Source organism: Ancylobacter polymorphus (assembly GCF_030813495.1).
GTDB classification, from domain to species: domain Bacteria; phylum Pseudomonadota; class Alphaproteobacteria; order Rhizobiales; family Xanthobacteraceae; genus Ancylobacter; species Ancylobacter polymorphus.
The window spans coordinates 50,091-74,053 of sequence record NZ_JAUSUI010000006.1; the positions used below are offsets into that span (position 1 = coordinate 50,091).

Annotated in this window: 25 protein-coding genes and 1 other RNA gene; 12 read left to right on the forward strand and 14 right to left on the reverse strand. The window is 68.7% G+C overall.

Annotated features, from left to right (window positions below; genetic code table 11):
* Window positions 1–30: 30 nt before the first annotated feature.
* Window positions 31–981, forward strand: a complete 951-nt coding sequence (gene miaA, locus J2S75_RS14520) for a tRNA (adenosine(37)-N6)-dimethylallyltransferase MiaA (RefSeq protein WP_307020652.1) — start codon at window positions 31–33, stop codon at window positions 979–981.
* A 4-nt stretch (window positions 982–985) separates the two neighbouring features.
* Here miaA and J2S75_RS14525 read toward each other — a convergent pair whose 3' ends face one another.
* The 3 genes from J2S75_RS14525 to purE form a co-directional block, all read right to left on the reverse strand.
* Entirely contained in the window at window positions 986–1,924 is a 939-nt protein-coding gene (locus tag J2S75_RS14525) for a protein-methionine-sulfoxide reductase heme-binding subunit MsrQ (RefSeq protein ID WP_307020654.1), read from the reverse strand.
* A gap of 152 nt (window positions 1,925–2,076) precedes the next feature.
* The gene (locus J2S75_RS14530; protein ID WP_307020656.1) at window positions 2,077–3,171 is read right to left on the reverse strand and encodes a 5-(carboxyamino)imidazole ribonucleotide synthase; all 1,095 of its coding nucleotides are present in this window, start codon (window positions 3,169–3,171) and stop codon (window positions 2,077–2,079) included.
* Window positions 3,168–3,677: a 5-(carboxyamino)imidazole ribonucleotide mutase gene (gene purE / locus J2S75_RS14535; RefSeq protein ID WP_307020657.1), complete on the reverse strand. Its 510-nt coding sequence runs from the start codon at window positions 3,675–3,677 to the stop codon at window positions 3,168–3,170. Before purE ends, J2S75_RS14530 begins: the two co-directional genes overlap by 4 nt.
* Window positions 3,678–3,986: 309 nt before the next feature.
* On the opposite strand from purE, the gene J2S75_RS14540 reads away from it, so the two are divergent.
* Both J2S75_RS14540 and mepK read left to right on the forward strand, forming a co-directional pair.
* Window positions 3,987–6,056 carry a L,D-transpeptidase family protein gene (locus J2S75_RS14540; protein WP_307020659.1) on the forward strand — a complete coding sequence of 690 codons (2,070 nt, stop codon included), beginning with the start codon at window positions 3,987–3,989 and terminating at the stop codon, window positions 6,054–6,056.
* A gap of 257 nt (window positions 6,057–6,313) precedes the next feature.
* Entirely contained in the window at window positions 6,314–7,969 is a 1,656-nt protein-coding gene (mepK, locus tag J2S75_RS14545) for a peptidoglycan L,D-endopeptidase MepK (protein WP_307020661.1), read from the forward strand.
* A gap of 76 nt (window positions 7,970–8,045) precedes the next feature.
* Here the strand turns inward: mepK and J2S75_RS14550 are convergent, their stop codons facing one another.
* The 3 genes from J2S75_RS14550 to J2S75_RS14560 form a co-directional block, all read right to left on the reverse strand.
* A complete protein-coding gene (locus tag J2S75_RS14550) occupies window positions 8,046–8,330 on the reverse strand; it encodes a DUF2312 domain-containing protein (RefSeq protein WP_018387757.1) in 285 nt (94 codons plus the stop codon).
* Between the two features lie 170 nt (window positions 8,331–8,500).
* Complete coding sequence (locus J2S75_RS14555) at window positions 8,501–8,803, reverse strand: DUF1244 domain-containing protein (RefSeq protein WP_307020663.1); 303 nt, start codon at window positions 8,801–8,803, stop codon at window positions 8,501–8,503.
* 27 nt (window positions 8,804–8,830) lie between these two features.
* The gene (locus tag J2S75_RS14560; protein ID WP_307020665.1) at window positions 8,831–9,679 is read right to left on the reverse strand and encodes an N-formylglutamate amidohydrolase; all 849 of its coding nucleotides are present in this window, start codon (window positions 9,677–9,679) and stop codon (window positions 8,831–8,833) included.
* Between the two features lie 173 nt (window positions 9,680–9,852).
* Here J2S75_RS14560 and J2S75_RS14565 point away from each other — a divergent pair, with 173 nt between their 5' ends.
* On the forward strand, window positions 9,853–11,145 hold the full coding sequence (locus J2S75_RS14565; protein WP_307020666.1) for a glycerate kinase type-2 family protein: 1,293 nt from the start codon (window positions 9,853–9,855) through the stop codon (window positions 11,143–11,145).
* Window positions 11,114–11,683, forward strand: a complete 570-nt coding sequence (locus tag J2S75_RS14570; protein ID WP_307020668.1) for a DUF1036 domain-containing protein — start codon at window positions 11,114–11,116, stop codon at window positions 11,681–11,683. The genes J2S75_RS14565 and J2S75_RS14570 overlap by 32 nt, the downstream gene beginning before the upstream one ends.
* Before the next feature lie 132 nt (window positions 11,684–11,815).
* Here the strand turns inward: J2S75_RS14570 and J2S75_RS14575 are convergent, their stop codons facing one another.
* From J2S75_RS14575 to J2S75_RS14600, 6 genes are all read right to left on the reverse strand, one after another.
* Entirely contained in the window at window positions 11,816–13,378 is a 1,563-nt protein-coding gene (locus tag J2S75_RS14575) for a Do family serine endopeptidase (RefSeq protein WP_307020670.1), read from the reverse strand.
* Between the two features lie 134 nt (window positions 13,379–13,512).
* Window positions 13,513–13,698, reverse strand: a complete 186-nt coding sequence (locus J2S75_RS14580) for a DUF2065 domain-containing protein (RefSeq protein WP_244450584.1) — start codon at window positions 13,696–13,698, stop codon at window positions 13,513–13,515.
* A gap of 12 nt (window positions 13,699–13,710) precedes the next feature.
* Window positions 13,711–14,667: a protease modulator HflC gene (hflC, locus tag J2S75_RS14585; protein ID WP_307020672.1), complete on the reverse strand. Its 957-nt coding sequence runs from the start codon at window positions 14,665–14,667 to the stop codon at window positions 13,711–13,713.
* Window positions 14,664–15,806, reverse strand: coding sequence for an FtsH protease activity modulator HflK (gene hflK, locus J2S75_RS14590; protein ID WP_307020674.1), 1,143 nt, complete (start codon window positions 15,804–15,806; stop codon window positions 14,664–14,666). Before hflK ends, hflC begins: the two co-directional genes overlap by 4 nt.
* Before the next feature lie 181 nt (window positions 15,807–15,987).
* The gene (locus tag J2S75_RS14595) at window positions 15,988–16,266 is read right to left on the reverse strand and encodes a ribbon-helix-helix domain-containing protein (RefSeq protein ID WP_244450587.1); all 279 of its coding nucleotides are present in this window, start codon (window positions 16,264–16,266) and stop codon (window positions 15,988–15,990) included.
* Window positions 16,263–16,451 (reverse strand): DUF4169 family protein, encoded by a 189-nt coding sequence (locus tag J2S75_RS14600; protein WP_307020676.1) that lies wholly within the window; start codon window positions 16,449–16,451, stop codon window positions 16,263–16,265. The genes J2S75_RS14595 and J2S75_RS14600 overlap by 4 nt, the downstream gene beginning before the upstream one ends.
* A 397-nt stretch (window positions 16,452–16,848) precedes the next feature.
* Between J2S75_RS14600 and fumC the strand changes: the two genes are divergently transcribed.
* Window positions 16,849–18,240 (forward strand): class II fumarate hydratase, encoded by a 1,392-nt coding sequence (gene fumC, locus J2S75_RS14605; protein ID WP_307020678.1) that lies wholly within the window; start codon window positions 16,849–16,851, stop codon window positions 18,238–18,240.
* A 133-nt stretch (window positions 18,241–18,373) separates the two neighbouring features.
* Entirely contained in the window at window positions 18,374–19,003 is a 630-nt protein-coding gene (locus tag J2S75_RS14610; protein WP_307020680.1) for a Spy/CpxP family protein refolding chaperone, read from the forward strand.
* A 70-nt stretch (window positions 19,004–19,073) separates the two neighbouring features.
* Here the strand turns inward: J2S75_RS14610 and J2S75_RS14615 are convergent, their stop codons facing one another.
* Window positions 19,074–19,553, reverse strand: coding sequence for a GNAT family N-acetyltransferase (locus tag J2S75_RS14615; protein ID WP_307020683.1), 480 nt, complete (start codon window positions 19,551–19,553; stop codon window positions 19,074–19,076).
* Between the two features lie 2 nt (window positions 19,554–19,555).
* Window positions 19,556–20,350, reverse strand: a complete 795-nt coding sequence (locus J2S75_RS14620; RefSeq protein ID WP_307020684.1) for a thymidylate synthase — start codon at window positions 20,348–20,350, stop codon at window positions 19,556–19,558.
* A 182-nt stretch (window positions 20,351–20,532) separates the two neighbouring features.
* Here J2S75_RS14620 and J2S75_RS14625 point away from each other — a divergent pair, with 182 nt between their 5' ends.
* The 5 genes from J2S75_RS14625 (at window position 20,533) to J2S75_RS14645 (ending at window position 23,959) form a co-directional block, all read left to right on the forward strand.
* Window positions 20,533–20,850 carry a hypothetical protein gene (locus J2S75_RS14625; protein WP_307020685.1) on the forward strand — a complete coding sequence of 106 codons (318 nt, stop codon included), beginning with the start codon at window positions 20,533–20,535 and terminating at the stop codon, window positions 20,848–20,850.
* A gap of 37 nt (window positions 20,851–20,887) precedes the next feature.
* Window positions 20,888–21,241, forward strand: a transfer-messenger RNA (tmRNA) gene (ssrA, locus tag J2S75_RS14630).
* A gap of 52 nt (window positions 21,242–21,293) precedes the next feature.
* Window positions 21,294–22,094, forward strand: a complete 801-nt coding sequence (locus J2S75_RS14635) for an SspB family protein (protein ID WP_417281867.1) — start codon at window positions 21,294–21,296, stop codon at window positions 22,092–22,094.
* 60 nt (window positions 22,095–22,154) lie between these two features.
* Entirely contained in the window at window positions 22,155–23,453 is a 1,299-nt protein-coding gene (locus J2S75_RS14640; RefSeq protein ID WP_307020687.1) for a flavin monoamine oxidase family protein, read from the forward strand.
* Window positions 23,450–23,959: a dihydrofolate reductase gene (locus tag J2S75_RS14645; RefSeq protein WP_307020689.1), complete on the forward strand. Its 510-nt coding sequence runs from the start codon at window positions 23,450–23,452 to the stop codon at window positions 23,957–23,959. Before J2S75_RS14640 ends, J2S75_RS14645 begins: the two co-directional genes overlap by 4 nt.
* The last annotated feature ends 4 nt before the right edge of the window (window positions 23,960–23,963 follow it).

The window sequence follows — 23,963 nt, forward strand, 5'->3', positions numbered from 1 at the left end:
CGCCGGGCCGGCGTCGGGCAAAAAGGCAGGATGGAAACCCGGAAGAGCGAAAAGGGCGTGACCGCGAAAGCTGCGCGCCCGCGCGCCGTGCTTATTGCAGGACCGACGGCGAGCGGCAAGTCGGCGCTGGCGCTCGCTTTGGCGGAGCGGGTGGGCGGCGTTGTCATCAATGCCGATTCCATGCAGGTCTATCGCGACCTCAGGGTACTCTCGGCGCGGCCGACCCTGGCGGAGGAGGCGCGGGCGCCGCACCGGCTCTATGGCCATGTCGATGGCGGTGACGCGTATTCCGTGGCGCGCTGGCTGGAAGATGCGGCGGCGGCGCTGGCCGAGGCGGAGCGCGCGGGGGGGCTGCCGATCGTCACCGGCGGCACCGGGCTCTATTTCAAGGCCCTCACGCAGGGGCTCTCGCCCATTCCGCCGATTCCAGAGGCTGTCCGCGCCCGCGTGCGCGGCCTCGACCTCGACGCGCTGGGGCTGCACGCGCGGCTGATGGCGGTGGACCCGGAGACGGCGGCGCGGCTGCGGCCTTCCGACACGCAGCGGCTGATGCGGGCGCTGGAGGTTTTCGAGGCGACGGGACGGCCGCTGGCGCAGTGGCAGCAGGTCCCGGCCGAGGCGCCGGCGCTGGCGGCGGAAAGCACGCTGCGCCTGTTTCTCGCCACCGACCGGGCGGCCCTGCGTGCCCGCATCGCCGAGCGCTTCCATGCGATGATGGCGGAGGGGGCACTGGACGAGGCGCGGGCGCTGCTGGCCCGCGGCCTGCCGGCGGATCGGCCGCTCTTGAAGGCCCACGGCATGCCGTGGTTCGCGCGCCATCTCGCCGGTGAGATCACGCTTGCGGCGGCGATCGAGGGGGCTATCCTCGACACGCGCCACTACGCCAAGCGGCAGGACACCTGGTTCCGCCACCAGCTGGAGGGCTGGACGGCGTTGCCGAAGGAACAGGCCGGCGCGTGGCTGGAGCGCGCGGTCGGCTGATCCTTCACGCGCGTGCGGCGCGGCGGACGGGAAGGGGCCGCAGCCGCAGGGCGATGTGGCTCAGAATCGCGACGCCGAGGCCAGCGCCCGCGACCCACCAGCTGGGGCTGACGGCGTAGGCGAAGGAGAGATTCGCCTGCAGCACCCGCACAGGGTCGATGCCGGTGGCGGCGGCGTACCAGCCGGCCTCGATCAGCGCGGTGAGGATGCCGGAGGCGGCGGCCAGCGCCAGGAGACTGAGAAAGCCGGTGCCGCGCCCGTAAGCCTGCAGCACGCGCCAGCCCATCAGCCAGACGAACAGGCCGGTCATCAGCACCGGCTGGGTCACGTCGAGCTTCTGCTGCATGAAGAAGTGCAGCAAAGCGAGCGCGGTGGCGGGATAGACCAATTGGTGCAGCCGGTTCCAGCGCGTGGCGCCGAGCCGGCGTATCGCCCCGTCCCACGAGGTCGCGGACAGCGCGGCAAAGGCCAGCACGGCGACAAAGCCGATGGTGAGATAGATGCGCAGCACGATCTCGCTGGCCGCCGTGGCAAGGTTGCCGACATCGACGAGATAGACCACGAAATGCACGCCGATCAGTGTAGCGGCGCCGAGGCCGAGGGTGCGGCGCGTCAGCAGCAGTTTCGGCGCGTTGAACAGGCGCCGCGCCGGCGTGACCGCGAGGGAGAGCAGCAGCAGCCGGATCGCCCAGTCGCCGACGAAATGGATGACCTGGATCAGCGGGCGCGCGCCCAGCGCGGCTTCGCCCCCGAGCCCCCCGGCCGAAGGGGCGCCGAGGCCGGGAGCGCCCAAACCCGCGTCGCCGAGCCCAGGCGGCTCAGGCGTGGCGAAGCCGCCATTGAGGATCTGTGCCAGCAGCAGGCCGAAGGGCAGCAGCACGATCAGCAGCGCCGCGATCTTCTCGGGGCTGAGCTTGCCGGAATTCTCGCGCAGAAAGGGCATGGACGGGTCCGCTCGGGTCGGTGACGGTCCTGCCTATACGCCCCCGGCGGCGGCGGAATTTCAACGGCGCCGTGCACGAAGGCGTGAGCGGTCGTCCCGCCGCCGTGCAAAGCGGAAAACGCGCGGGCCGCCGCGAGGCCCGCCCGCCTGGCCTATTCTTCCTCGAAGATGCGGGTCACATGGCCCATCTTGCGGCCGGGGCGGGCCTCCGCCTTGCCGTAGAGGTGCAGATGCGCGCCCGGCTCATCCAAAAGGTCGCGCCAGCTGTCCGCCTCGTCGCCGATGAGATTGGTCATCTCGACACGGCCGAGCCGCTCCACCGCGCCGAGCGGCCAGCCGGCAATGGCGCGCACATGCTGCTCGAACTGGCTGGTGAGCGCCCCGTTCAGCGTCCAGTGGCCGGAATTGTGCACGCGCGGGGCTATTTCGTTGACGATGACGCCCTGCGCGCCGTCCTCCACCACGAGGAACATCTCCACCGCGAACACGCCGACATAGCCCAGCGCTTCGCCGATGCGCCGGGCGATCTCGCGGGCGACGGCGTCCACCGCCGGGGTGACGTTGGCCGGCACGGTGGAACGGAACAGGATGTGATGGCGGTGCTCGTTCTCCGTCACCTCATAGGCCTTGAAGCGGCCATCCTCGGTGCGGGCGGCGACCACCGAAACCTCGCGCTCGAACGGCACGAAGCCTTCGAGGATCGAGGGGTGGCGACCCACGGCGGCAAAGGCGGCCGCGGCATCATCACCCTCGCGGATGATGACCTGCCCCTTGCCATCATAACCGAAGCGGCGGGTCTTCAGCACCGCCGGGCGGCCGATCTCGGCCAGCGCCGCTTCCAGCTCCGCCACGTCATGCACGGCGGCGAAGGGCGCGGTCTCGATGCCGAGGCGGGAGACGAAGGTCTTTTCCTCCAGCCGGTCCTGGGTAATGCCGAGCGCGCGCGCGCCGGGATGCACCGGCACATGGCGGGCGAGGAATTCGGCGGTGTAGACCGGCACGTTCTCGAATTCATAGGTGACGACATCGACCGTCTTGGCGAAGCGTTCCAGCGCCGGGAAGTCGTCATAGGCGGCGCGGGTGTGGGCGCTGGCGACATCAAAGGCCGGGCTGCCCTCTTCCGGCGCGTAGATATGCGCCTTCAGACCGAGCGGGGCGGCGGCGAGGGCGATCATGCGGGCGAGCTGGCCACCGCCGAGAATGCCGATCGTGTCGCCGGGCGCGAGAATCTTCGGTTCCGTGCTCATTCCGGGCGCTCCGTCACGGCGGCGGTGCGGGTGGCGCGCCACTCCTCCAGCCGCGCCGCCAGAGCGTCGTCGGTGAGGGCGAGCACGGCGGCGGCGAGCAGCGCGGCATTGGTGGCGCCGGCCTTGCCGATGGCGAGCGTGCCGACCGGAATGCCCGCCGGCATCTGCACGATGGAATAGAGGCTGTCGACGCCGGACAGCGCCTTGGATTCGACCGGCACGCCGAATACCGGCAGCGTGGTGAGCGAGGCGACCATGCCCGGCAGATGCGCCGCGCCGCCAGCCCCGGCGATGATGACCTTGGTGCCGGCCGCTTTCGCAGCCTTGGCGAAGGTGAACATGCGCTCGGGCGTGCGGTGGGCCGAAACGATGCGGCAGTCATGGCCGACGCCGAGCGCGTCCAGCGTCTCGGCGGCGTGGCGCATCGTGTCCCAGTCCGACTGGCTGCCCATGATGATGGCGACGGGTCGATGGTCGGCGGCCGTCCCGGCCGTCAGGTCGCTCATTCTGCTTTCCGCCCCTTTCAGGAAAGGCGCGGATTATAGGAATCGCGGGCGCGGGAGCAAGGGAAGATGCGGCTCTGCAGCGCATGCCGCCGCCGCCGCACCCCAAAGTGCTGCCATGTGCAAGGGACAGCATGCTTAACACCGCCTTTACCATGCCGGGGCAGAGTGCGGGGCGAGAGATTCCCCGGGGATCCGCCTGCCGTGTTCGTGAGTTGAACCCCGCGTGGGCTATGGTCTGATCGTCGCCGATTCCCGACGGGAGCGGCGCGGCCAGGCGACCCCGATGGGCAACAGGCGGAGAAGATTCCAATGTTCGGTCGCGGCGCTACAGATACGGTCGAGAACAGGAGCGCCACGGCACGCGGGACGGCCTCGCGCCGTGTGCTGGCGGCTTCCGCCGGCCTGCTGCTGGCCACGGTGAGCAGCGCGGGATTGAGCGTCCAGGCGCAACAGGCCCCCGACAGCATCGTCGCCGTCGACCGTGCCGGTCAGGGAACCGGCGAGGCGCCGGCCGGGGCGACCAGCTCCTCCGAGGCTTTGGCCCCTGCCGCAGCGGCCGCGAGCCTCGTGCGCCCCGGCGAGCCGGCGGCGCCGCTGCCGTCCATCGCGACGCAGGCGCCGCATTTCGATGCCGCCGATCCCGCCCGCCCCAGCCCGGCGCGCAGCGCGGCGCTGGCGGCGCCGAGCCCGGCCGAGCCGCTGCCCGAGGCTCCGGTCGATACGGGTCCGGCGGCCGCGTTGCCGGCCGCGCCCAGTGTCGGCAATGGGGCGCCAAGTGTTGGCGAAGGCACGTCCGGCGGCCCCGCACCGGTCGCCCCGGCCGAGACCGCCGAATCGGCGTTCTCCCGCCAGCTCGCCGCGCTGATCACCAATTCGCTGCCGCGCTTCTCCACCCGCCCGGCGGACCGCGAGGCGCTGGCCGCTTTCTACACGGCCCGTGCCTTCCAGCCCGCGTTCACGCAGGAAGGGGGCGTCTCCCCGCTCGGGCAGGCGGCGCTCGACAGCTTCGCCGCCGCCGCCAGCGAAGGGCTTGACCCGACCGACTATGCCCAGCCGCCGCTGCCGGCGACGGCCGATGCCGGCCAACGCGCCGAAGCCGAGATGCGGCTTGCCGCCACCGCGCTGCTCTATGCCCGGCACGCGCAGAGCGGACGGTTCGACCCGAAGAAGCTCTCCAAGGATGTCGATCCCAATCCGACCGTGCCGGATTCGGCCGATGTGCTGGCCCGTCTCGCCGGCGCGCCGGATGCGGCGGCGGCGCGCGCCGTGCTGGCGAGCTTCGCCCCGCAATACCCGCAATATCTTCTGCTGAAAGAACAGCTTGCGCGGCTGATGGCCCGGGAGCAGGCCGTATCCCACGCGCCGATCCCGCCCGGCCCGTCGGTTCGCCCCGGCGAGAGCGACCCGCGCGTGCCGCTGCTGCGCGCCCGGCTGGGGGTGGAGCCGCGCGGGGACGGGGAGGTCTATGACATTGCGCTGGTGCGGGCGGTGGAGGATTTCCAGCGTCAGGCCGGCCTTGCCGCCGACGGCATTGTCGGGCGCGGCACGGTGGCGGCGCTCAACGACACCGGCGGCGACCCGGTGCCGGACATCATCGCCAATATGGAGCGCTGGCGCTGGGTGCCGCATGAGGTGGCGCCGACCTACGTGATCGTCAACATTCCCGAATTCATGGTGCGCATCATCGTCGATGGCGGCACGGTGCATGAGACGCGGGTGGTGGTCGGCAAGCCGGAGAGCCCGACGCCGATTCTCGACGAGACGATGCAGTATGTGGTGTTCAACCCCTCCTGGCACGTGCCGCCCAGCATCATGCGCAACGAGATGCTGCCCAAGCTGCAGGCGGACCCTTACGCGCTGCAGCGCCAGGGAATCGACGTGGTGCGCAATGGCCGGGTGATCGACCCCGGCATGGTGGACTGGCGCCGGGGCACGCAGGGCTATTCGTTCCGCCAGGAGCCGGGCGAGCGCAACGCGCTGGGGCGGATGAAGTTCATGTTCCCCAACAAGCACTCGGTCTATCTGCACGACACGCCGAGCCGCGCCCTGTTCGCCCGCGACCGCCGTGCCTTCAGCCATGGCTGCGTGCGGGTGCATGAGCCGATGGCCTTCGCCGAGGCGCTGTTTGCGCTCGGCCTGCCGAAGGAGGGTTGGACTGAGCAGCGTCTGTCGCGTCTGCTTGGTGGCAATGAGCGCTCGCTCACGCTGAAGAACAAATTCCCCATCCACCTCGTCTATTTCACCAGCTTCGTCGATTCCGCCGGCCAGCTGGTGACGCGCGAGGACCTCTACGGCATCAACGCCGCCACCAAGGCGCAGCTCGGCCTCGACGGGGCGCGCCGCTTCGCCGAGCAGGGAAAGCCGGCGCTGCGGCGCTGACGGCAGCCCCGCACCAGCTGCTGTGGCTAGAAGGAGACGGTCGAGCGCAAAGAAGCGCGGCGGGAGGTAATCGCACGCGAATTTGACGCGCTGGCACTCTTTTGCCACAGTCACTTTTTAGTGCGAGAGACAACAGGCGTGGGGGCTGGGGTCGTAAGGACCTCTTAACCAAACCCGAGAAGACTGTGTTCACCATGCGCGGTACGGGCGCTTCCGCCCGCACCGTTCCAGGAAACGTTGAGTTCGGGTTCAAGCCGTTGCGATTTTCCGCCCTCCGCTCGTCCAAGCTGGCCAAGGCCGCTCTTCTCGCGGCGCTTGCCACGCTGTGCGGCGCCGATCTGCTGCAGGATGCGGTGGCCAATGGCGACACGCGCACGCTCAGCTTCCATCACGTCCATTCCGGCGAGAGCGCCACCATCACCTTCAAGCGCAATGGCCGTTACGACCCGGCGGCGCTGAAGCAGCTCAACGTGCTGATGCAGGACTGGCGGCGCAAGGAGTCCACCAACATGGACCCGCGCCTGTTCGACATCGTCTGGGAGGTCTATCGCGAGACCGGCGCCACCCAGCCGATCCAGGTGATCGGCGGCTACCGCTCCCCGGCGACCAACGCCATGCTGCGTTCGCGCTCGCGCGGCGTCGCCCAGACCAGCCTGCACATGCAGGGGCGGGCGATGGATTTCTACATTCCCGGCGTGCCGCTGGCGAAGATCCGCGAGGCCGGGCTGCGGCTGCAGCGCGGCGGCGTCGGCTTCTACCCGACCTCCGGCTCGCCCTTCGTGCATCTCGACACCGGCGGCATCCGCCACTGGCCGCGTATGAGCCGGCCGGAACTCGCCCGCGTCTTCCCCGATGGGCGCACGGTGCATGTACCGGCGGATGGCAAGCCGATGCCGGGCTATGCGCAGGCACTGGCGGCGGTGGAAGCGCGCGGCAATGAGCCCGGTGGCGCCGGCGCCGCCTTCGCCGGCCTCTCCGGCGGCAATGATCCCAAGCGCAAGGGCGCGCCGGCCAAGAACATTTTCGCCGGCCTGTTCGGCAAGGATGGCGACGACGAGGAAGAGGCCGGCCCGGCCGCCGCCTCCGCCCCTGCCGAGGAGGCGCCGGCCCAGGTCGCCGCCGCTCCCGCGCCTGCCGCGCCAGCCCAGCTCGCGCTCGCCGCGCCCGTGCCCACACCGACGCCGCGCCCGTCGCTGCCGGCGGCTGCGGCGCCCATGGCACCGTTTGAAGTCGCCTCGCTGGATTCCGTGCCGCTGCCGCAGCCCAATCCGTTGCCGCGCGGAGCGGTGGCCGCCGCGCCCGCTCCCCGCCCCGTTCCCGCGCCGGCCGGCGGCAAGGCGGACCTCGCCGCACTCGCCGCCGCGATTCCCATGCCGGGCACGCCGGAGGCGAGCAATAGCCGGCAGATCGCCAGCGCCATCAGCGGCACGCCGCTCGCTGCCACCCGCCCGAGCGAGGTCGGTGGCCTGCCGGAAGTGATCGTGCGCGGCACGCCGGGCGAGGGTCCGGCGCTGGCCTATGCCGACGCCGCCGGCAGCGTGTTCACCGCCCCGCGCCTCCAGCCCGGCCGCGCGCCGGAGCCGGCCCCGGCGACCGCCGCCCGCGCCGCGCCCACACCGGCAACAGCCGCCGCCACCGCCGGGCGCAAGCCGCAGGCGCATTCGCAAGCGATGATCGCGGAGATCCGCCGCCTGTTCAGCGGCCCCAGCGTCGCGGGCGAGGTGTCCATGCATCTGCCGGAACTGCGCCGCTTCAGCGCTTTCGTGCTGCCGCCGCGCCGCATCGTCGCCGCGCAGTTCAACCGCGACGGCGTGCAGGGGCTTTCCACCACGCAGTTCTCCGGCGAAGCGGTGGTCGCCGTGCCGGTGGTGGCGATGATGACCGGCCCGGCCCCGCTCAAGAAGCCGCTCTGATCGGGGCGCTGGCCCTCCAAACGGAACGGGCGGCCACTGGCCGCCCGGTCGGTTTGACAAATCCAGAGGGCCAGGCTCAGCTTTCGCCCAGCATCCCCAGAGCCTGCATATAGAGGTCGACGATCGCCTCGTGCTCGGCGCGCTGGTCGGCGTCCTGCTTGCGGATCTTGAGGATTTCCCGCAGCGCCTTGGTGTCGAAGCCGGTGCCCTTGGCTTCGGCGAAGACATCCTTGATGTCGTCGGCAATGGTCTTCTTCTCTTCCTCAAGCCGCTCGATGCGCTCGATGAAGGATTTCAGCTGTTCCTTGGCGAAGCCGGCGGCGGCGTCAGACAAGGGCTGGTCGTTCGGAATATCGGACATGGTATCTCCGGGGCAGCGGGCAGGGCCCGGCGTCTAGACGGCAATTCGGGCGGCGATAGGGAGCGCAAGCCGGGCGGGCCGTCAAGGCAAGGACGCATCCATGCGTCTTGGCGGGGCCAGCTAGCCCCGCTATCCACCGCGAATCCGGGGAAAAGCTCCTCCTTACCGGCTCAGTGCGGGCCCGGTCCGGGGAAGGCCGCCTTCTGCTCCGGCGTCGCCTCGCTCTGGTGGCGGGCCTTCCACTCCTCATAGGGCATGCCATAGACCGCTTCGCGGCTCTCGTCCTTGGTCATGGGCACGTCCCGTTCCCTGGCCGCATCGAGCAGCCAGTTGGACAGGCAGTTGCGGCAGAAGCCGGCCAGATTCATCAGCGCGATGTTCTGCACATCGGTGCGCGCCTGCAGATGGGCCACCAGGCGGCGGAAGGCCGCGGCTTCCAGTTCGGTGCGGGTCGTGGCGTCGAGGTCGGTCATGGAAGTCTCCCGGGAGATGTCGTCCCGTCAGATGGGGGGCACGGGGCCGGTGCGCGAGCCATAGCTGCGCACTTCGTGCAATTCCGGCCGGGCGAGAATGGCGGGGAGCAGCCCGGCCAGCCGGTCGGCCCAGGCGCGCTGGCCTTCAACCTCGGCGATCAGGTCCTGCCGGATTTCCAGCAGCGTGTTGGCGAGGCCGCGCAGCGTGGCGTGGCGGAACAGGCAATCGCCGCGCAAGGCGCCATCATAGGGCTCGTTGTCGCCGACGATAAGATCACCGGGGGCTTCCAGCGCGTCGATGAGCTCGCGGGTGAAGCGGGGATCGCTGTCCCACAGCACGGCGGCGTGCCAGGGGCGGGCTACGCCGCGCCAGACCGGGGTGAAGCTGTGAATCGACAGCAGCACCGGCACGATGCCCGCCGCCAGCGCCGCCTCGATCTCGGCGGTGATGGCGTCGTGATAGGGGCGGTGGAACAGCGCCAGCCGGCGCTCGATCTCCGCAGCATCGGCATGGCGGTTGCCCGGAACCACCGCACCGTCGGACAGCCGCATGACCAGCGTGGGATCGTCCTCACCGCGATTGGGGTCGATGAGAAGGCGCGAAAAGCGCGAGAGAATGGCGGGGCAACCGAGGCGATGCGCCAGCATGCGGGTGACGCCGGCCGCGCCGATGTCGTAGCCGATGTGGCGCTGCAGTTCCGCCTTGGGCAGGCCGAGCGAGCCATAGGCCGGCGGCAGGGCGTTGGAGGCGTGGTCGCACAGCAGGATAAGCCCGGCTTCCAGCGTTCCCGGAAGGCGCTCAAAGGCGGGGAAGCGGTCCAAAGCGGCGGAAGCGCTGGCGGGCGCGGCGGAATCGTCCGTGGAGAGGCGGCGCATAATTGCCCGTGTGCTGCGGGGAAGTGTGCAGGAGGATATCGACGTGAGGCGTGGCGTGCCATAGGAATACGCCCGTTTCGCGTCGCGCGGCCGGGGATTCGCGCCCGTGCGCAATAAGCAATGGCCGGGCAACAGACCGGCAGGAAGGCCTCCTTTGGGGCGGGGTGGGTGTGATGACGGACGTTTCGGCGCGTGATTTTCTCGATCGCCTGTTCACCGCTGCGGTTGCGGCCGCGCATCCTTCCACCTGTCTGCCGCCGGCGCTGCCGCCGCCCCCCGCCCATGGCCGCCTGATCCTGCTCGCCGCCGGCAAGGCCGCCGGCTCGATGCTGGAAGTCGCCGAGCGGCATTATCTCGACGAGATGGGCGTCGACCCCTCGCGTCTCCTTGGGATCGGCGTCGCCCGCCACGGCTATGGCCGCCCCACCCGCCAGCTGGAAATGGTCGAGGCCGGCCATCCCGTGCCGGACGCGGCGGGCCTCGCCGGCGCGCAGAAAGCCATCGACCTCGCCGCCTCCGCTACCGCCGACGATCTCGTGCTCGTGCTGCTTTCCGGCGGGGCTTCGGCCAACTGGATCGCCCCGGCTTTCGGCGTCGAACTGGACGACAAGCGCGCGCTGACGCGGGCGCTGCTGCGCTCCGGCGCCAACATCACCGAAATCAACACGGTGCGGAAGCATCTCTCGCGCATCAAGGGCGGGCGCCTCGCGGCGCTGGCTCAGCCGGCGCGGGTGGTGACCCTCTCGGTCTCCGACGTGCCGGGCGACGACCCGGCGGTCATCGGCTCCGGCCCGACCGTGCCGGACCCGACCACGCTGGCGGAAGCGCGCGATGTGCTCGCCCGCTACCGCATCGACCCGCCGCCCTCCGTGGCGGTGGCGCTGCGCGATCCCGCCAATGAATCGCCGAAGCCCGGCGACGCGGCCTTCGCCGGTTCCGAGTATGTCCTCATCTCCCGCCCGGCCGATTCCTTCGTCGCGGCGGAGAAGATCGCCCGCAAGGCTGGCATCGAGCCGGTGCTCCTCGGCGACAATCTGGAAGGCGAGGCGCGCGACGTGGCCGCCGCGCAGGCCGCCAAGGCGAAGGAGCTGAAGGCGGCCGGCCGCAAGGCGGTGCTGCTCTCCGGCGGCGAACTCACCGTCACCATGCGCGGCCAGGGCCGGGGCGGCCCGAACCAGGAATATGCGCTGGCGCTCGCCGTGGCGCTCGACGGCGCGACGGGGATCTACGCTGTTGCCGGCGACACGGACGGCACCGATGGCGGCGGCGGCGACGCCTCCGACCCGGCCGGCGCCTATGTGATGCCGGACACGCTGGCGCGGGCGAAGGCGCAGGGTCTCGATCCTGCCGCCTTTCTCGCCAATAACGATTCCACCAGCTTCTTCGAGGCCCTCGGGGATCTGCTCACGCCGGGGCCGACCTGCACGAACGTCAATGATTTCCGAGCCGTTCTCGTCGACGAGTGACCCTGTTGCCGCTGCCGCCGCCCTCCCTCGGGGCGGCCGGCTGCGGGTGCCGCGTGGTGCGCTGACGCGGGCACTGGGGGCGGCCGTGCTCGCCGTGCCGCTTCTCGCCGGGCTGATGCCGGTGCCGGCGGCGGCGGATTTCCGCCTGTGCAACCGTTCCAGCAGCCGCGTCGGCATCGCGCTCGGCTATAAGGACGGCAATAACTGGGCGACCGAGGGCTGGTGGAATATCGGCGCCAATAGCTGCGAGACGCTGCTGCGCGGCGATCTGGTGGCGCGCTTCTACTATGTCTACGCTATCGACTACGATCTCGGCGGGGAATGGTCCGGCAAGGCCTTCATGTGTACCCGCGAGAAGGAATTCACCATTCGCGGCATTCAGGACTGCCTGGCGCGCGGCTTCGACCGCACCGGTTTCTTCGAAGTGGACACCCACGAGCAGAAGAGCTGGACGGTGCAACTGACCGAGCGCAAGCCCGCCGCGGCGGAGGCCGGCTCCGGCCTGCCGCCGCCGCCGATGCCGCAGGCGCGGCCCTGAGCGCGTCGCCCGGCGCATTCGCTCGTTGCCTGCGCCTCCCTTTGATCCGTCCTGACGACAACACCCCGGAGCGGGCTCCGGGGTGTTGTGTCTGTCGGATGGAGAGGGGTGATGCGGCCTTGGCCGCGCGCGTCACTCGATCGGCAAGGCGGTGAAGCGGATCTGGCCTTCGGGGTCGGCCACCATCAGCAGCGCCGAACGCCGGCCTTCCTTCTTCAGTGCAGCGAGGCGCTTTTCGACATCGCCGGGGGTGAGCATCGCTTCCTGATTGACCTCGACGATGAGGTTGCCCGGCGCGATTCCGCGCTCGGCCGCCACCGAGCCAGGCTCCACGGCCATGACCACGACGCCCTTGAGCTCGTCCTTGATCTTGAAGCGGGTGCGCAGTTCCGGCGTCATCTCGGCCATCTCGACGCCCATCAGCTTGAGCGTGGCGACCGGCGGCGGCGCTTCGGGCTTCTTTTCGGGCGCGACGGAGGCGCTGGGGGAGGGCGTGCCCTCGTCGAGCCGGCCGACGGTGAGCTTGACCGTCTCCTGCTGGCCCTTGCGGATGACGACGACATCGACCTGCTTGTCGACCGGCGTGTCGGCGACGATGATCGGCAGAGCGCGCATGTCCTTCACCTCCTTGCCGTCGAAGGTGATGACCACGTCGCCCGCCTTGAGCCCGCCCTTGGCGGCGGGGCCGTCCTCGGTCACCGAGCCGATCAGCGCGCCGCGCACGCGGTCGAGCGAGAGGCTCTCGGCGATTTCCGGCGTCACCTGCTGGATGCGCACCCCGATCCAGCCGCGGCGGGTTTCGCCGAACTCCTTGAGCTGGGCGATGATCGGGATGGCGGTGTTGGAGGGCACGGCGAAGCCGATGCCGATGGAGCCGCCCGACGGCGAGATGATGGCGGTATTGATGCCGATCACATCGCCTTCCATGTTGAACAGCGGGCCGCCGGAATTGCCGCGATTGATGGCGGCGTCGGTCTGCAGGAAATTGTCGTAGGGGCCGGAATTGATATCGCGGTTGCGGGCGGAGATGACGCCCACCGTGAGCGTGCCGCCGAGGCCGAACGGGTTGCCGATCGCCATCACCCAGTCGCCGACGCGCAGAATGTCGGAATTGCCGAACTTCACCGCCTTCAGCGGCTTGCCGGCCTCGGGCGTCACTTTCAGCAGCGCGAGATCGATCTTGGTGTCGCGGCCGACGATCTCGGCCTTCAGCTTCGAACCGTCGGCGAAATTGGCGTAGACCTCGTCGGCATCGGCGATGACGTGGTTGTTGGTGACGATATAGCCGCTGGCGTCGATGACGAAGCCGGAGCCGAGCGAGGAGACGCGACGTGGGCCCTGGCCCTCGCCCTGCTGCTGCCGGCGCTTGAAGAACTCCTCGAAGAACTCCTCGAACGGCGAGCCCGGCGGCAGTTCCGGCGTCGGCACGCTGCGCGAGGGGGCGACCGTCTGCGAGGTGGAGATGTTGACCACCGCGTCCATGATCTGGGCGGCGGTGTCGGCCACGGTGTCGGGACCCTTGGTCGCCGCCGCACGGCCCGGCTGCGGCAACAATGTCACCGAGAGCGCTACGGCGAAGGCGAGAAGCGCGGCGCCGAGCCGCCGTGCCAGGCAGGCCTGTTCGGCCCTGCGGCCTGAGGCTGAGAGAGCGGGGGCGGAACGCGCAAGGCCGAGGCCCTCAAGGCATTTGGTCATGAAGCCTCCTTGACGCCGCCACGCGGAGCCGGGCGGCACGGCCCCTCATCCATTGGCCGTTCGCCCGACGCTACAAGCCGCAAGGCGCGATGCAAGCCAAAACAGCGCGAGGCGGGGCACGGAGCCCCGCCTCGTCAACCTCGGATGATCCACACAAGGGCAAGACCCAGAACGGCCCCGATGAGGCCGGCCACGCGCAAGGGCGAGTCGGACAATTGCGCGATGGCTTCGGCAGAGCGGCGCACCGCCGCCGGAGCGACGGCAAGCGCCAGACCTTCGATCACCAGCACAAGGCCGAGCGCGACGATGAAATCATACATCGTCGCGTCGCGTCAGTTCGCCGGCGCCAGCGGCGCCGCCGGTGCCGCCGGGGCGGGCTGAGCCGCCGCGGGTGCGGCCGGCGTGCCGAGAACCGCGTCGGCGCGCGCCGTGGGATTGCTGAAGAAGCGGAAGAACTCCGAATCCGGCGCCAGCAGCATCCGCGTGTCCGAGCCCTTCAGCGAGGCCTCATAGGCCTGCATCGACCGGTAGAAGTCGAAGAAGGCCCGGTCCTGATTATAGGCCTGCGCGAAGATCTCGTTGCGCTCGGCCTCGCCCTCACCGCGCAGCTGGTCGGCGGTGGCGTTGGCCTCGGCGACGATGATCGTCGAGTCGCGATCAGCGCGGGAGCGGATGGTCTGCGCCGCTTCCGCACCCTGCGCGCGGATTTCCGCCGCCTCACGCTGACGCTCGGTCTGCATGCGCTGGAACACGGCCTGGCTGTTGGCTTCCGGCAGATCGGCGCGACGGATGCGGACATCGATGACATCGATGCCGAAGCCGGCGGCCTCGCGGTTCACCTGGCTGCGAATGCGCGCCATCAGGTCTTCGCGCTGGTCGCGCACCACCTGGGTGAAAGTGGATTCGCCGAGCACGCGGCGCAGCGACGAGTTGAGGATGGTGGCGAGGCGGGAATTGGCCGCCTCGACACTGCCGACCGACTGGTAGAAGCGCAGCGGATTGACGATGCGATAGCGGGCGAAGGCATCCACCACCAGACGCTTCTGGTCGGCCGCGATCACTTCCTGCGAGGGGTTTTCGAGGTCGAGGATGCGCTTGTCGATGAAGATCACGCTGTCGATCATCGGGATCTTGGCGTGCAGGCCCGGCTCCTCGATGACCCGGATGGGTTCACCGAGGCGCAGCACCAGCGCCTGCTGGGTCTGGTAGACGCTGAACAGGGCCGAGAACAGGCCGATGAGCACGGCGGCGACGGCGATCGCCAGAATGAGGCCGAGGCTGTTCCTCATTTCGCGGCTCCCTGAGCGGGGGTGCTGCCGGTGAGCGGCGCGAGAGGCAAATAGGGCACCACGCCGGACGAGCCGCCGGCCGCAGGATCAATGATCACCTTGTCCATTCCGCCGAATACGCGTTCCATGGTTTCGAGATAGAGGCGCTGGCGTGTGACTTCGGGCGCCTTCTGGTATTCGCCGAGCACGCTCAGGAAGCGCGCCGCCTGGCCTCGCGCCTCAATGATCGCCCGCTCCTTGTAGCCTTCAGCGCCCTGGGTGATGCGCGCGGCGTCACCGCGGGCTTCCGGCACCACGCGGTTGGCGTAGGCCTGAGCCTCGTTCTGCAACCGCTCCGCATCGGCGCGGGCGGCCTGCACGTCACGGAAGGCATCGATGACCTGCGAGGGCGGATCGACCTTCTGCAGCTGCACCTGGGTGATGAGCACGCCGGCGCGGTAACCGTCCAGCGTACGCTGCATCAACTCCTGCACCGCCGTTTCGATGTTCTGGCGGGCGCCGGTGAGGATGGGCTGGATGTTGGTGCGGCCGACCACCTCGCGCATGGCGCTCTCCGCCACGGCCTTGATGGTGCCTTCCGGGTTCTGGACGTTGAACAGGAAGTTGGCGGCGCCGACATCCTCGGTAGAACCGGGCGCGGCGGGCTTCACCATCCAGAACACGGCGAAATCGACATCGACGATGTTTTCGTCGCCGGTGAGCATCAGGCTCTCTTCCGCAACGTCGCGCTGCACGGAACCGCGGCGCGGGTCGTCCCCGGTGCGGATGCCGATATCGATGCGGTTCACGCGCGTGACCTGGGGGGTCAGCACGGTCTCGATGGGGTAGGGGAGGTGGTAGTTGAGGCCGGGATTGGTGGTGCCGACGAATTTGCCGAAGCGCAGGACCACGCCCTGCTCGTCCGGCTCGACGCGGTAGAAGCCCGACAGCAGCCAGGCGACGATGGCGAGCGCCACCAGAACCACGATGCCCTTGCCGGTGCCGAAACCGCCGGGAATGGCGGTCCGCAGCTTTTCCTGTCCGCGACGGATCAGATCTTCAAGATCAGGAGAACTCGGCCCCGGCGATTGCGGACCAGTGCCCCAAGGGCCGCGTGGACCATTGCCCCATGGCCCGCCGCTCTGGTTCTTCCATGACATTCCGCGCCCACTCCGTTTGCGCGCCCGGCTTGTCCGGGCTCGCAAGCGCAGAACCGGCAGACGCCACCGTGCAAGAAAACCCGCGCCTCGCCGCCATAACGGCGTGACGAGGCGGTTATAGGTGACGAGGCATCAGGTTACAACGCGCCCGCCACCTGCCGATATGGGAACGGCTTCGGGTTTACGCAACGGTAGAGCGCAAGGAACCGTTTCGCTCCGACGCTTCCGTCGGTTCGCGGCTGGAGGAGGGGCTGCGGTAATGCGCCAGCACATAGAGGCGGATCGCCGATGACAGGTTGCCCTGATTGCGGCCCGAATCGATCGAGGCCACGATCTCCGACAAGGTGCTGCGCCGGTTGGCCGCGATCTCCTTGAGGGCGTCCCAGAACTGATCTTCCAGACTGACGCTGGTCTTGTGCCCGGCAATCACGATGGACCGCTTAACCACGGGACTCTTCATGTCTCGTCCTCTCGAATGCGCCTATGCCCTTCAAGCATTTTTTCCTGCTTCCGTTCTTCGGCCGCGGCCAACTCGCGCTGGTACTTTGGGCGGCCGAACTCCAAACGCCGGGCAGCGGCGGTTTGTTCCGCAGTCAGTCGTGCCATCCGTTTGCGGTGGCGGTTGAGATTCACGAGATCGCCCACGGGCGCCGGCCTCCGTTCAAAGGGCACGCAGAATCTACGCAACCAGCTGCATTAGTCTTCTCATAATATCGTTGAAAATGGCGTTTTCCAAGAATTTGCGGCCCTCCGGTACCCGGCGGCAGTCGCCTCCACGGCAACGGAAAACCGTTGCAGGTAGCCGGCTGACGACTCGCCCCCCGACCTCTCTGCGGTAAAATGGTGATGGCAGTAGGTGATCCATAGGGGCCGCCCAAGGGGTAGTTATCACGTATTTGTGAACATAGCCGACGGAACCTTGCGTGGGGCTGTCATGGAACCTGCGGCTGATTTCGCCGCCGCACGACGCATGCTAAACCGGCGCCGAGCCGCGATGCCCGCGTGGACGGGCCCAGAGACGCACCCCGAAAGGCTTTGACCGATGAGCAATACCCGCATCGAAACCGACACGTTTGGGCCCATCGAGGTGGAGGCCGACAAATACTGGGGCGCGCAGGCGCAGCGCTCTCTGGGCAATTTCAAGATCGGCTGGGAAAAGCAGCCGCTGCCAGTGATCCGTGCGCTTGGCATCGTCAAGCGGGCGGCGGCGGAAACCAATATGGCGCTCGGCCGTCTCGATCCCGCGCTCGGCGCCGCGATCATCGCTGCCGCGCAGGAGGTGATTGACGGCAAGCTGGACGCTCATTTCCCGCTGGTGGTGTGGCAGACCGGGTCGGGCACCCAGTCCAACATGAACGCCAATGAGGTGATCTCGAACCGGGCCATTGAGATGATGGGCGGGGAGAAGGGTTCCAAGAAACCCGTCCACCCCAATGACCACGTCAATATGAGCCAGTCGTCCAACGACACCTACCCGACCGCGATGCATGTCGCCTGCGCGGAGGAGATTTCGCGCCGGCTGCTGCCGGCCCTGCGCACGCTGCACGCCGCGCTGGCCGAGAAGGCGGCGCAGTGGCAGCACATCATCAAGATCGGCCGCACCCACACCCAGGACGCGACGCCGCTCACGCTTGGCCAGGAATTCTCCGGCTACGCCCATCAGGTGGAGAACGGCATCGCCCGCATCGAATCGACGCTGCCGGCGCTGATGCAACTCGCGCAGGGCGGCACGGCGGTGGGGACCGGGCTGAACGCGCCGGTGGGCTTCGCCGAGAAGGTGGCCGAGCATATTGCCGCCATCACCGGCCTGCCCTTCACCACGGCGCCGAACAAATTCGAGGCGCTCGCGGCCCATGACGCCATGGTGTTCTCGCACGGGGCGATCAATACGGTGGCGGTGTCGCTGTTCAAGATCGCCAACGACATCCGCTTCCTCGGTTCCGGCCCGCGCTCCGGCCTCGGCGAGCTGGCGCTGCCGGAGAACGAGCCCGGCTCGTCGATCATGCCCGGCAAGGTGAACCCCACCCAGTGCGAAGCGCTCACCCAGGTCTGCGTGCAGATTTTCGGCAACAATGCCACGTTGAGCTTCGCCGGCAGCCAGGGCCATTTCGAGCTGAACGTCTACAACCCGGTCATGGCCTATAATTTCCTGCAGTCGGTGCGCCTCATGTCCGACGCGGCGCTGAGCTTCACCGAGCATTGCGTCGTCGGCATCGTGCCGCGCGAGGACAACATCAAAGCGGCGCTGGAGCGCTCGCTCATGCTGGTCACCGCCCTGGCGCCGAAGATCGGCTACGACAACGCGGCCAAGATCGCCAAGACGGCGCATAAGAACGGCACCACGCTGCGCGAGGAAGCGGTGGGTGGTGGCTATGTCACCAACGAAGAATTCGACGCTGTTGTGCGTCCGGAGAAGATGATCTCGCCGGGTTAATGAATATTCATGAACCTGAACGTTCGTTCAGCTTCGTTTCTGAACGTAACGTTGGGTTTATTACCGAAGTTTCATTTGAAACGCTTCGTCTCATCAGCCAGCATCGGCCTCACCTTCACAGGAGATGAGGCCGATGAAACGCACGATCATTGCCGCTACCGCCGCCGCCCTTCTCGCGGGTGTCACCTTTGGTGTGGCGGCGCCAAAGCCGGGCATGGGCGAGCCTCCGCGCCCGAGCCCGGAGCAGATGGCCGAATTCGCCGGCGCCATGAGCGATGCACGCATCGCCGCGCTCAAGGCCGGGTTGCGGCTCAACGCCGAGCAGGAGAAGCTCTGGCCGGCGCTGGAGACCGCGCTGCAGGACGCCGCCAAGGAGCGCGCCGCGCACTGGGCCGAACGCCGCGCCGCGCGGGAGGCGATGCCCAGGGGTGAGCGCCCCGATGTCATCGAGCGGCTGCGCGCGCAAGCCGACGGGATGATCGGCCGCGGTGAGACCATGAAGAAGGTCGCCGATGCCGCCGCGCCGCTCTATGACGCGCTCGACGGTTCCCAGCAGCGCCGCTTCGCCATTCTGTTCAAGCAGATCGAACATCCGCGGATGGCCGATCGCCGCCACGGGCCGGGTCATGAACGCGGCCCCGGGCCGCATCGCTTCGGTCCCGGCGGCGAGGGGCCGGATGGCCCGATGCCGCACCGCTTGCCGCCCGGCCCGATGGACCACGGCCCGGATGGGCCGGACGGTCCGGACGGCGAGCCGCTCTGACGCGATCGCCGTGTCGTGAAGAATACCTGCCGCCGGCCTCGCGCCGGCGGCATTTTCTGACCCGGTTCGGTCAGCCCTGCGCCAGCCGTCCCAGCGCCTCGCCGGAGACGCGCTGCATGGTCCAGGCATCCAGCGGCACGGCGCCGACCGAGCGGTAGAAGCGGATGGCCGGCTCGTTCCAATCCAGCACATTCCACTCGAAGCGCCCGAGACCTTCGTCGAGGCAGCGCCGGGCGAGGCGGCTCATCAGCGCCCGCGCGATGCCGCGCCCGCGAAAGGCCGGGCGGACATAGATATCCTCAAGGAAGATTCCCTGCCGTCCGCGAAAAGTGGAGAAGGTGTAGTAGTAAAGCGCGAAGCCCGCCGGCGCGCCCTCCCATGCCGCGATGTCGCAGAACACGCGCGGCTGCGGGCCGAAGAGCTCGCGGGCGAAATCCGCTTCCGTCGCCTCCACCTCGTGCCGCAGCTTCTCATAGTCGGCGAGTTCGCAGACGAAGGCGTGGATCAGCGCGGCATCGTCGGGCTGCGCGGGCCGCAGGGTGAGGGGCATGTCTACACCGCCACCGGCGCCTTGATGGCGGGATGGGGATCATAGCCTTCGATGGCGATGTCCTCGAAGCGGAAGGCGAAAAGGTCGGTCACGTCGGGATTCAGCTTCAGCTTCGGCAGCGGCCTCGGCGCGCGGGAGAGCTGCTCGTGCACCTGGTCGAGATGGTTGAGATAGATGTGGGCATCGCCGAAGGTGTGGACGAAGTCGCCCGGCTGCAGCCCCGTCACCTGCGCCACCATATGGGTGAGCAGCGCATAGGAGGCGATGTTGAACGGCACGCCGAGAAAGATGTCGGCCGAGCGCTGATAGAGCTGGCAGGAGAGCCTGCCTTCCAGCACATAGAACTGGAACAGGCAGTGGCAGGGCGGCAGCGCCATGGCCGGCACGTCGGCCGGGTTCCAGGCCGAGACGATGAGGCGGCGCGAATCGGGATTGCGCCGGATATCGGCAACCACCTGCGCGATCTGGTCGATCACCCCGCCGCGCCCATCCGGCCATGAGCGCCATTGATGGCCATAGACCGGGCCGAGATCGCCCCTGTCATCGGCCCACTCATCCCAGATCGAAACGCCGTTCGCCTTGAGATAGGCGATGTTGGTGTCGCCAGCCAGAAACCACAGCAATTCGTGGATGATGGAACGCAGATGCAGCTTCTTGGTGGTGACGAGCGGAAAGCCCTCGGCGAGGTCGAAACGCATCTGGTGGCCGAAGAGGGAAAGCGTGCCGGTGCCGGTGCGGTCGTCCTTGCGCACGCCCTCGCTCAGCACCCGTTCCAGAAGCTCGTGATAATTCCGCATCGCTGTTCGTCCCGGAACCTTTCTGCCCACCCCATATAACATGAGCCTGCCGGGGCCCATCCGCGAGACCTCATTCGCCCTCGTCATCCCCAGCAGGGGGCGCCCGGCGGTGGGAGGCGGTAACGGGGAACATTCCGGCTGGGCTCGACTTGTCCCCTGCGGCCACGCTGAGGGAGGAAACCATGACCAAGAGCACCGACACGCTCAATACGGAACTGCACCGCCTGCGCATGCATCTGAACCTGCTGGAGAAGGATGCCACGCATCCGCTCGACTTCACGGTGGAGCACTCGCACACGGCCCCGGCTCTGGTGCTGCGCGAGGGGCAGGCGCTGCGCAGCGCCCATTCCGAACTGCGGCTGGATTACGAGATGCTGCGCCAGGTCCTGATGGAAGCGCTGCGCACCGAGATTGCCGGGCGCGAGGAAAAGCTGCTCGGCAGCAATGGCGGCAACCGGCCGATCGAGCATCTGCAGTTCGGCGACCAGACCGAGGCGTGAGGCGCGGGACGGGGACGGGGACGGGAGTTTCGTCTGCCCCCTTCCAACCGGCGGGGCGAACGCCTATATTCGGTCTGCCGGCGCAAGCCGGCTATGGCGATAAACGGACACCGTAATAAACTCTTCGGACCCGGGGGCAGTACCCGGCGCCTCCACCGGAGCCCATCGGCAAGTGGGCTGCGGCGGGGGCGAAACAGGATCGACGAGAGCGTAAAGGGTCTTCTTTCGCCCGGCATGGTACCGCCGTCATCGGACCAAACATATAGTTGCCAACGACAACTATGCTCCGGTTGCTCAGGCCGCGTGAGCGGTTTGATCTACGGAAAATAAGTCCAAACGGGTAGCACCGTGAGGCGGGGTTCGCAGGCACCTGGCAACAGAAGCCTGCACTTCCTTCTCATGTCCTACTGGCAGTCAGGACTGGAATCGGGTTCATTGCGAGCATGAGCGTCGATCTGATCCGATATGACCTGCTGGTGCAGGATGCGTTGCGCGGCGTCGTTGGCCGCGTCCTTACCGATGTCGCCCGCGACGGCTTGCCCGGCGAGCACCATCTTTATCTCTCCTTCGATACGCGTGCGGCCGGGGTGCGAATTTCGCCGCGGCTCAAGGAGCGTTATCCCGAAGAGATGACGATCGTTCTTCAGCATCAGTTCTGGGACCTGATCGTCACCGACCAGTTCTTCGAGGTCGGCCTGTCCTTCAACGGCATTCCCGAGCGCCTGCATGTGCCCTATGCGGCGCTGAAGGGCTTCTTCGACCCTTCGGTCAAGTTCGGGCTGCAGTTCGAATCGGCGGAGGAGGACGGCACCGGCGAGACGCCGACCGAGCCGACGGCCGTGGCGCCCACCCCGATCGGCGAGGGCCGCCCCACCTCCGTTCCCTCCACACGTGCGCCCGCACGCGCCGCCGAGCCGGTGGTGAAGCTGGAAACGCCGGCGGCAGCGCCGCAAGCGGCGCCGACGCCCGTCGCGGCTGCCGAGAGCAAGGCCGCGCCGAAACCGGCCACTGTCGCTCCGGCCACCGTCCGGGCGGCCGAGGCGAAGCCTGCCGGAGGCGAGCCTTCCGACGCCAAATCTGTTGACGGCAAGAAGTCTTTGGACAGCAAGCCTTTGGACGGCAAGCCTGCCGAGGTGCGGCCGTCCGACGACAAGGGCGCTTCTCCCGCCGAGAGCGAGGATCCCAAGGATGGCGGCTCGGGCGGGGCGCAGGTCGTGCGGCTCGATGCGTTCCGCAAAAAGTGATGATGCCGCCGGCAGGTCGGCGGTCTCACTTTCTCTCTTCCCCCAATATCGGACCTGACCGTGACCGCTCAGCATGAGGTGATCGTCATCGGCGCCGGCGCGGCCGGCTTGGCTGCTGGCGCGCGGCTGGCGCAAGCGGGGACGGATGTGCTGGTGCTGGAGGCGGCTGCGCGCACGGGCGGGCGGGCCTTCACCGACACCGCGACCTTCGGCGTCGCCTGGGACCGCGGCTGCCACTGGCTGCATTCCGCTTCGGTCAATCCGTTGCGGGCGGCGGCGGACGAACTCGGCCTCGCCTATTTCGTGCGCGGCAACCGCAAGGCGCGCGCCACACATCTCGGTGACCATTGGGCCGATGAGGTGGAGCGTGAGAGCATCTGGGACGCCATTCAGGCCAGTTACGCCGCGATCCACAAGGCGGGCGAGGAGGGGCGGGACGTCGCCGCCAGCGCGGTTCTCGCCGAGCTGACGCTGCCGCCGGAGGGCGCGCGGCTCGCCCGGCACTGGCTGACCCTGCTCTCGGCCGCCGAGCCGGAACGGCTCTCCACCCTCGACTACGCCGCCTATGCCGACACGGGCGAGAACTATCCGGTCGAGAAGGGCTATGGCGCGCTGGTGCAGGCGCTCGCCGCCCGGGAGGCGCCGGGACTCCCTATCGCTACCGGCTGCGCGGTTTCGACCATCGATTGGTCGGGGCAGGGGGTGACGCTGGCCACCTCACGCGGAACGCTCACGGCCCGCCTCGCCATCGTCGCGGTGCCGACCTCGGTGATCGCGCGCGGCGGGCTTGCCTTCGCGCCGCTACTGCCGCCCGATCTCGCGGAGGCCTTCGAGGCGCTGCCGCTGGGCGCGGCGGAAAAGGTCGCCTTCCTGTTCGACCGCGACGTGTTCGGCGCCGAGCCCACCAGCTATATCGACACGCTGGATCGGCGCGACCCGGAGCGCAAGCCGGTGAATTTCACGCTCAACCCGTTCGGCCACCCCATGGCCGTCGCCCAGCTCGGCGGGGCGAATGCGGCGGCGCTGGTGACGGCCGGGCCGGCGGCGATGCGCGACTTCGCGCTGGCCGCGCTGAAAGACGCGTTCGGCGCCGACATCGACAAACATGTCGCCGGCGTCGCCACCACGGGCTGGGTGGCCGATCCCCTGATCGGCGGCGGCTATAGCTGCGCCCTGCCGGGTTTCGCCCATATGCGGGCGCGGCTGACGCAGACGCTGACGCACCCGCTCGGGGACCGTCTTCTGTTCGCTGGCGAGGCCGCCTCGCCCCACGCCTATTCCACCGCCCATGGCGCGCACCAGACCGGCCTTGCGGCGGCGGACACCGCCCTGGCGCGGCTGCGCGGGAGGGCTGCATGACCGTTCTCACCCTGGTTGCCGCCGTGGCGGAGAATGGCGTGATCGGGCGCGGCGATGCGCTGCCCTGGCACATATCGGGCGATCTCAAGCGCTTTCGGGCGATCACCTGGGGCAAGCCGATCCTGATGGGGCGGCGGACCTTCGAATCCATCGGCAAGCCGCTGCCGGGGCGCACCAGCCTCGTCATCACCCGCGACACCGGCTTCCGGCCGCCGGAGGGGGTGCTGGTCGTCTCCTCGCTCGGGGCCGCGCTGGAGCGCGGGGCGCAGGAGGCTTTGCGGCTCGGCGTCGACGAGATGGCGGTGGTCGGCGGCGCACAGATCTACGCACAGGCCTTTCCCCATGCCGCGCGGCTGCGCCTCACCGAGGTGCATGGCAAGCCCGAGGGCGACGTGCATTTCCCCGCCTTCGCGCGCGAGGAGTGGCGTGAGACCGGCCGCGAAGGGCCGATCCAGGGCGAGAAGGACGAATTCGCCTTCAGCTTCGTGGATTACGAGCGGGCCTGAGCCG

Bases quoted from the DNA above. Each gene is read 5' to 3' on its own strand.
- J2S75_RS14615 (WP_307020683.1), bottom strand. From the start codon at position 19,553: ATGCCCCTCACCCTGCGGCCCGCGCAGCCCGACGATGCCGCGCTGATC.
- J2S75_RS14595 (WP_244450587.1), bottom strand. From the start codon at position 16,266: ATGAAGAGTCCCGTGGTTAAGCGGTCCATCGTGATTGCCGGGCACAAG.
- J2S75_RS14560 (WP_307020665.1), bottom strand. From the start codon at position 9,679: ATGCGCCGCCTCTCCACGGACGATTCCGCCGCGCCCGCCAGCGCTTCC.
- J2S75_RS14635 (WP_417281867.1), top strand. From the start codon at position 21,294: ATGAGCGTCGATCTGATCCGATATGACCTGCTGGTGCAGGATGCGTTG.
- J2S75_RS14570 (WP_307020668.1), top strand. From the start codon at position 11,114: ATGATTTCCGAGCCGTTCTCGTCGACGAGTGACCCTGTTGCCGCTGCC.
- purE (WP_307020657.1), bottom strand. From the start codon at position 3,677: ATGAGCGACCTGACGGCCGGGACGGCCGCCGACCATCGACCCGTCGCC.
- fumC (WP_307020678.1), top strand. From the start codon at position 16,849: ATGAGCAATACCCGCATCGAAACCGACACGTTTGGGCCCATCGAGGTG.
- miaA (WP_307020652.1), top strand. From the start codon at position 31: ATGGAAACCCGGAAGAGCGAAAAGGGCGTGACCGCGAAAGCTGCGCGC.
- J2S75_RS14625 (WP_307020685.1), top strand. From the start codon at position 20,533: ATGACCAAGAGCACCGACACGCTCAATACGGAACTGCACCGCCTGCGC.
- J2S75_RS14540 (WP_307020659.1), top strand. From the start codon at position 3,987: ATGTTCGGTCGCGGCGCTACAGATACGGTCGAGAACAGGAGCGCCACG.
- J2S75_RS14550 (WP_018387757.1), bottom strand. From the start codon at position 8,330: ATGTCCGATATTCCGAACGACCAGCCCTTGTCTGACGCCGCCGCCGGC.
- J2S75_RS14610 (WP_307020680.1), top strand. From the start codon at position 18,374: ATGAAACGCACGATCATTGCCGCTACCGCCGCCGCCCTTCTCGCGGGT.
- hflC (WP_307020672.1), bottom strand. From the start codon at position 14,667: ATGAGGAACAGCCTCGGCCTCATTCTGGCGATCGCCGTCGCCGCCGTG.
- J2S75_RS14565 (WP_307020666.1), top strand. From the start codon at position 9,853: ATGACGGACGTTTCGGCGCGTGATTTTCTCGATCGCCTGTTCACCGCT.
- J2S75_RS14580 (WP_244450584.1), bottom strand. From the start codon at position 13,698: ATGTATGATTTCATCGTCGCGCTCGGCCTTGTGCTGGTGATCGAAGGT.
- J2S75_RS14645 (WP_307020689.1), top strand. From the start codon at position 23,450: ATGACCGTTCTCACCCTGGTTGCCGCCGTGGCGGAGAATGGCGTGATC.
- J2S75_RS14620 (WP_307020684.1), bottom strand. From the start codon at position 20,350: ATGCGGAATTATCACGAGCTTCTGGAACGGGTGCTGAGCGAGGGCGTG.
- J2S75_RS14530 (WP_307020656.1), bottom strand. From the start codon at position 3,171: ATGAGCACGGAACCGAAGATTCTCGCGCCCGGCGACACGATCGGCATT.
- J2S75_RS14555 (WP_307020663.1), bottom strand. From the start codon at position 8,803: ATGACCGACCTCGACGCCACGACCCGCACCGAACTGGAAGCCGCGGCC.
- J2S75_RS14525 (WP_307020654.1), bottom strand. From the start codon at position 1,924: ATGCCCTTTCTGCGCGAGAATTCCGGCAAGCTCAGCCCCGAGAAGATC.
- J2S75_RS14575 (WP_307020670.1), bottom strand. From the start codon at position 13,378: ATGACCAAATGCCTTGAGGGCCTCGGCCTTGCGCGTTCCGCCCCCGCT.
- hflK (WP_307020674.1), bottom strand. From the start codon at position 15,806: ATGTCATGGAAGAACCAGAGCGGCGGGCCATGGGGCAATGGTCCACGC.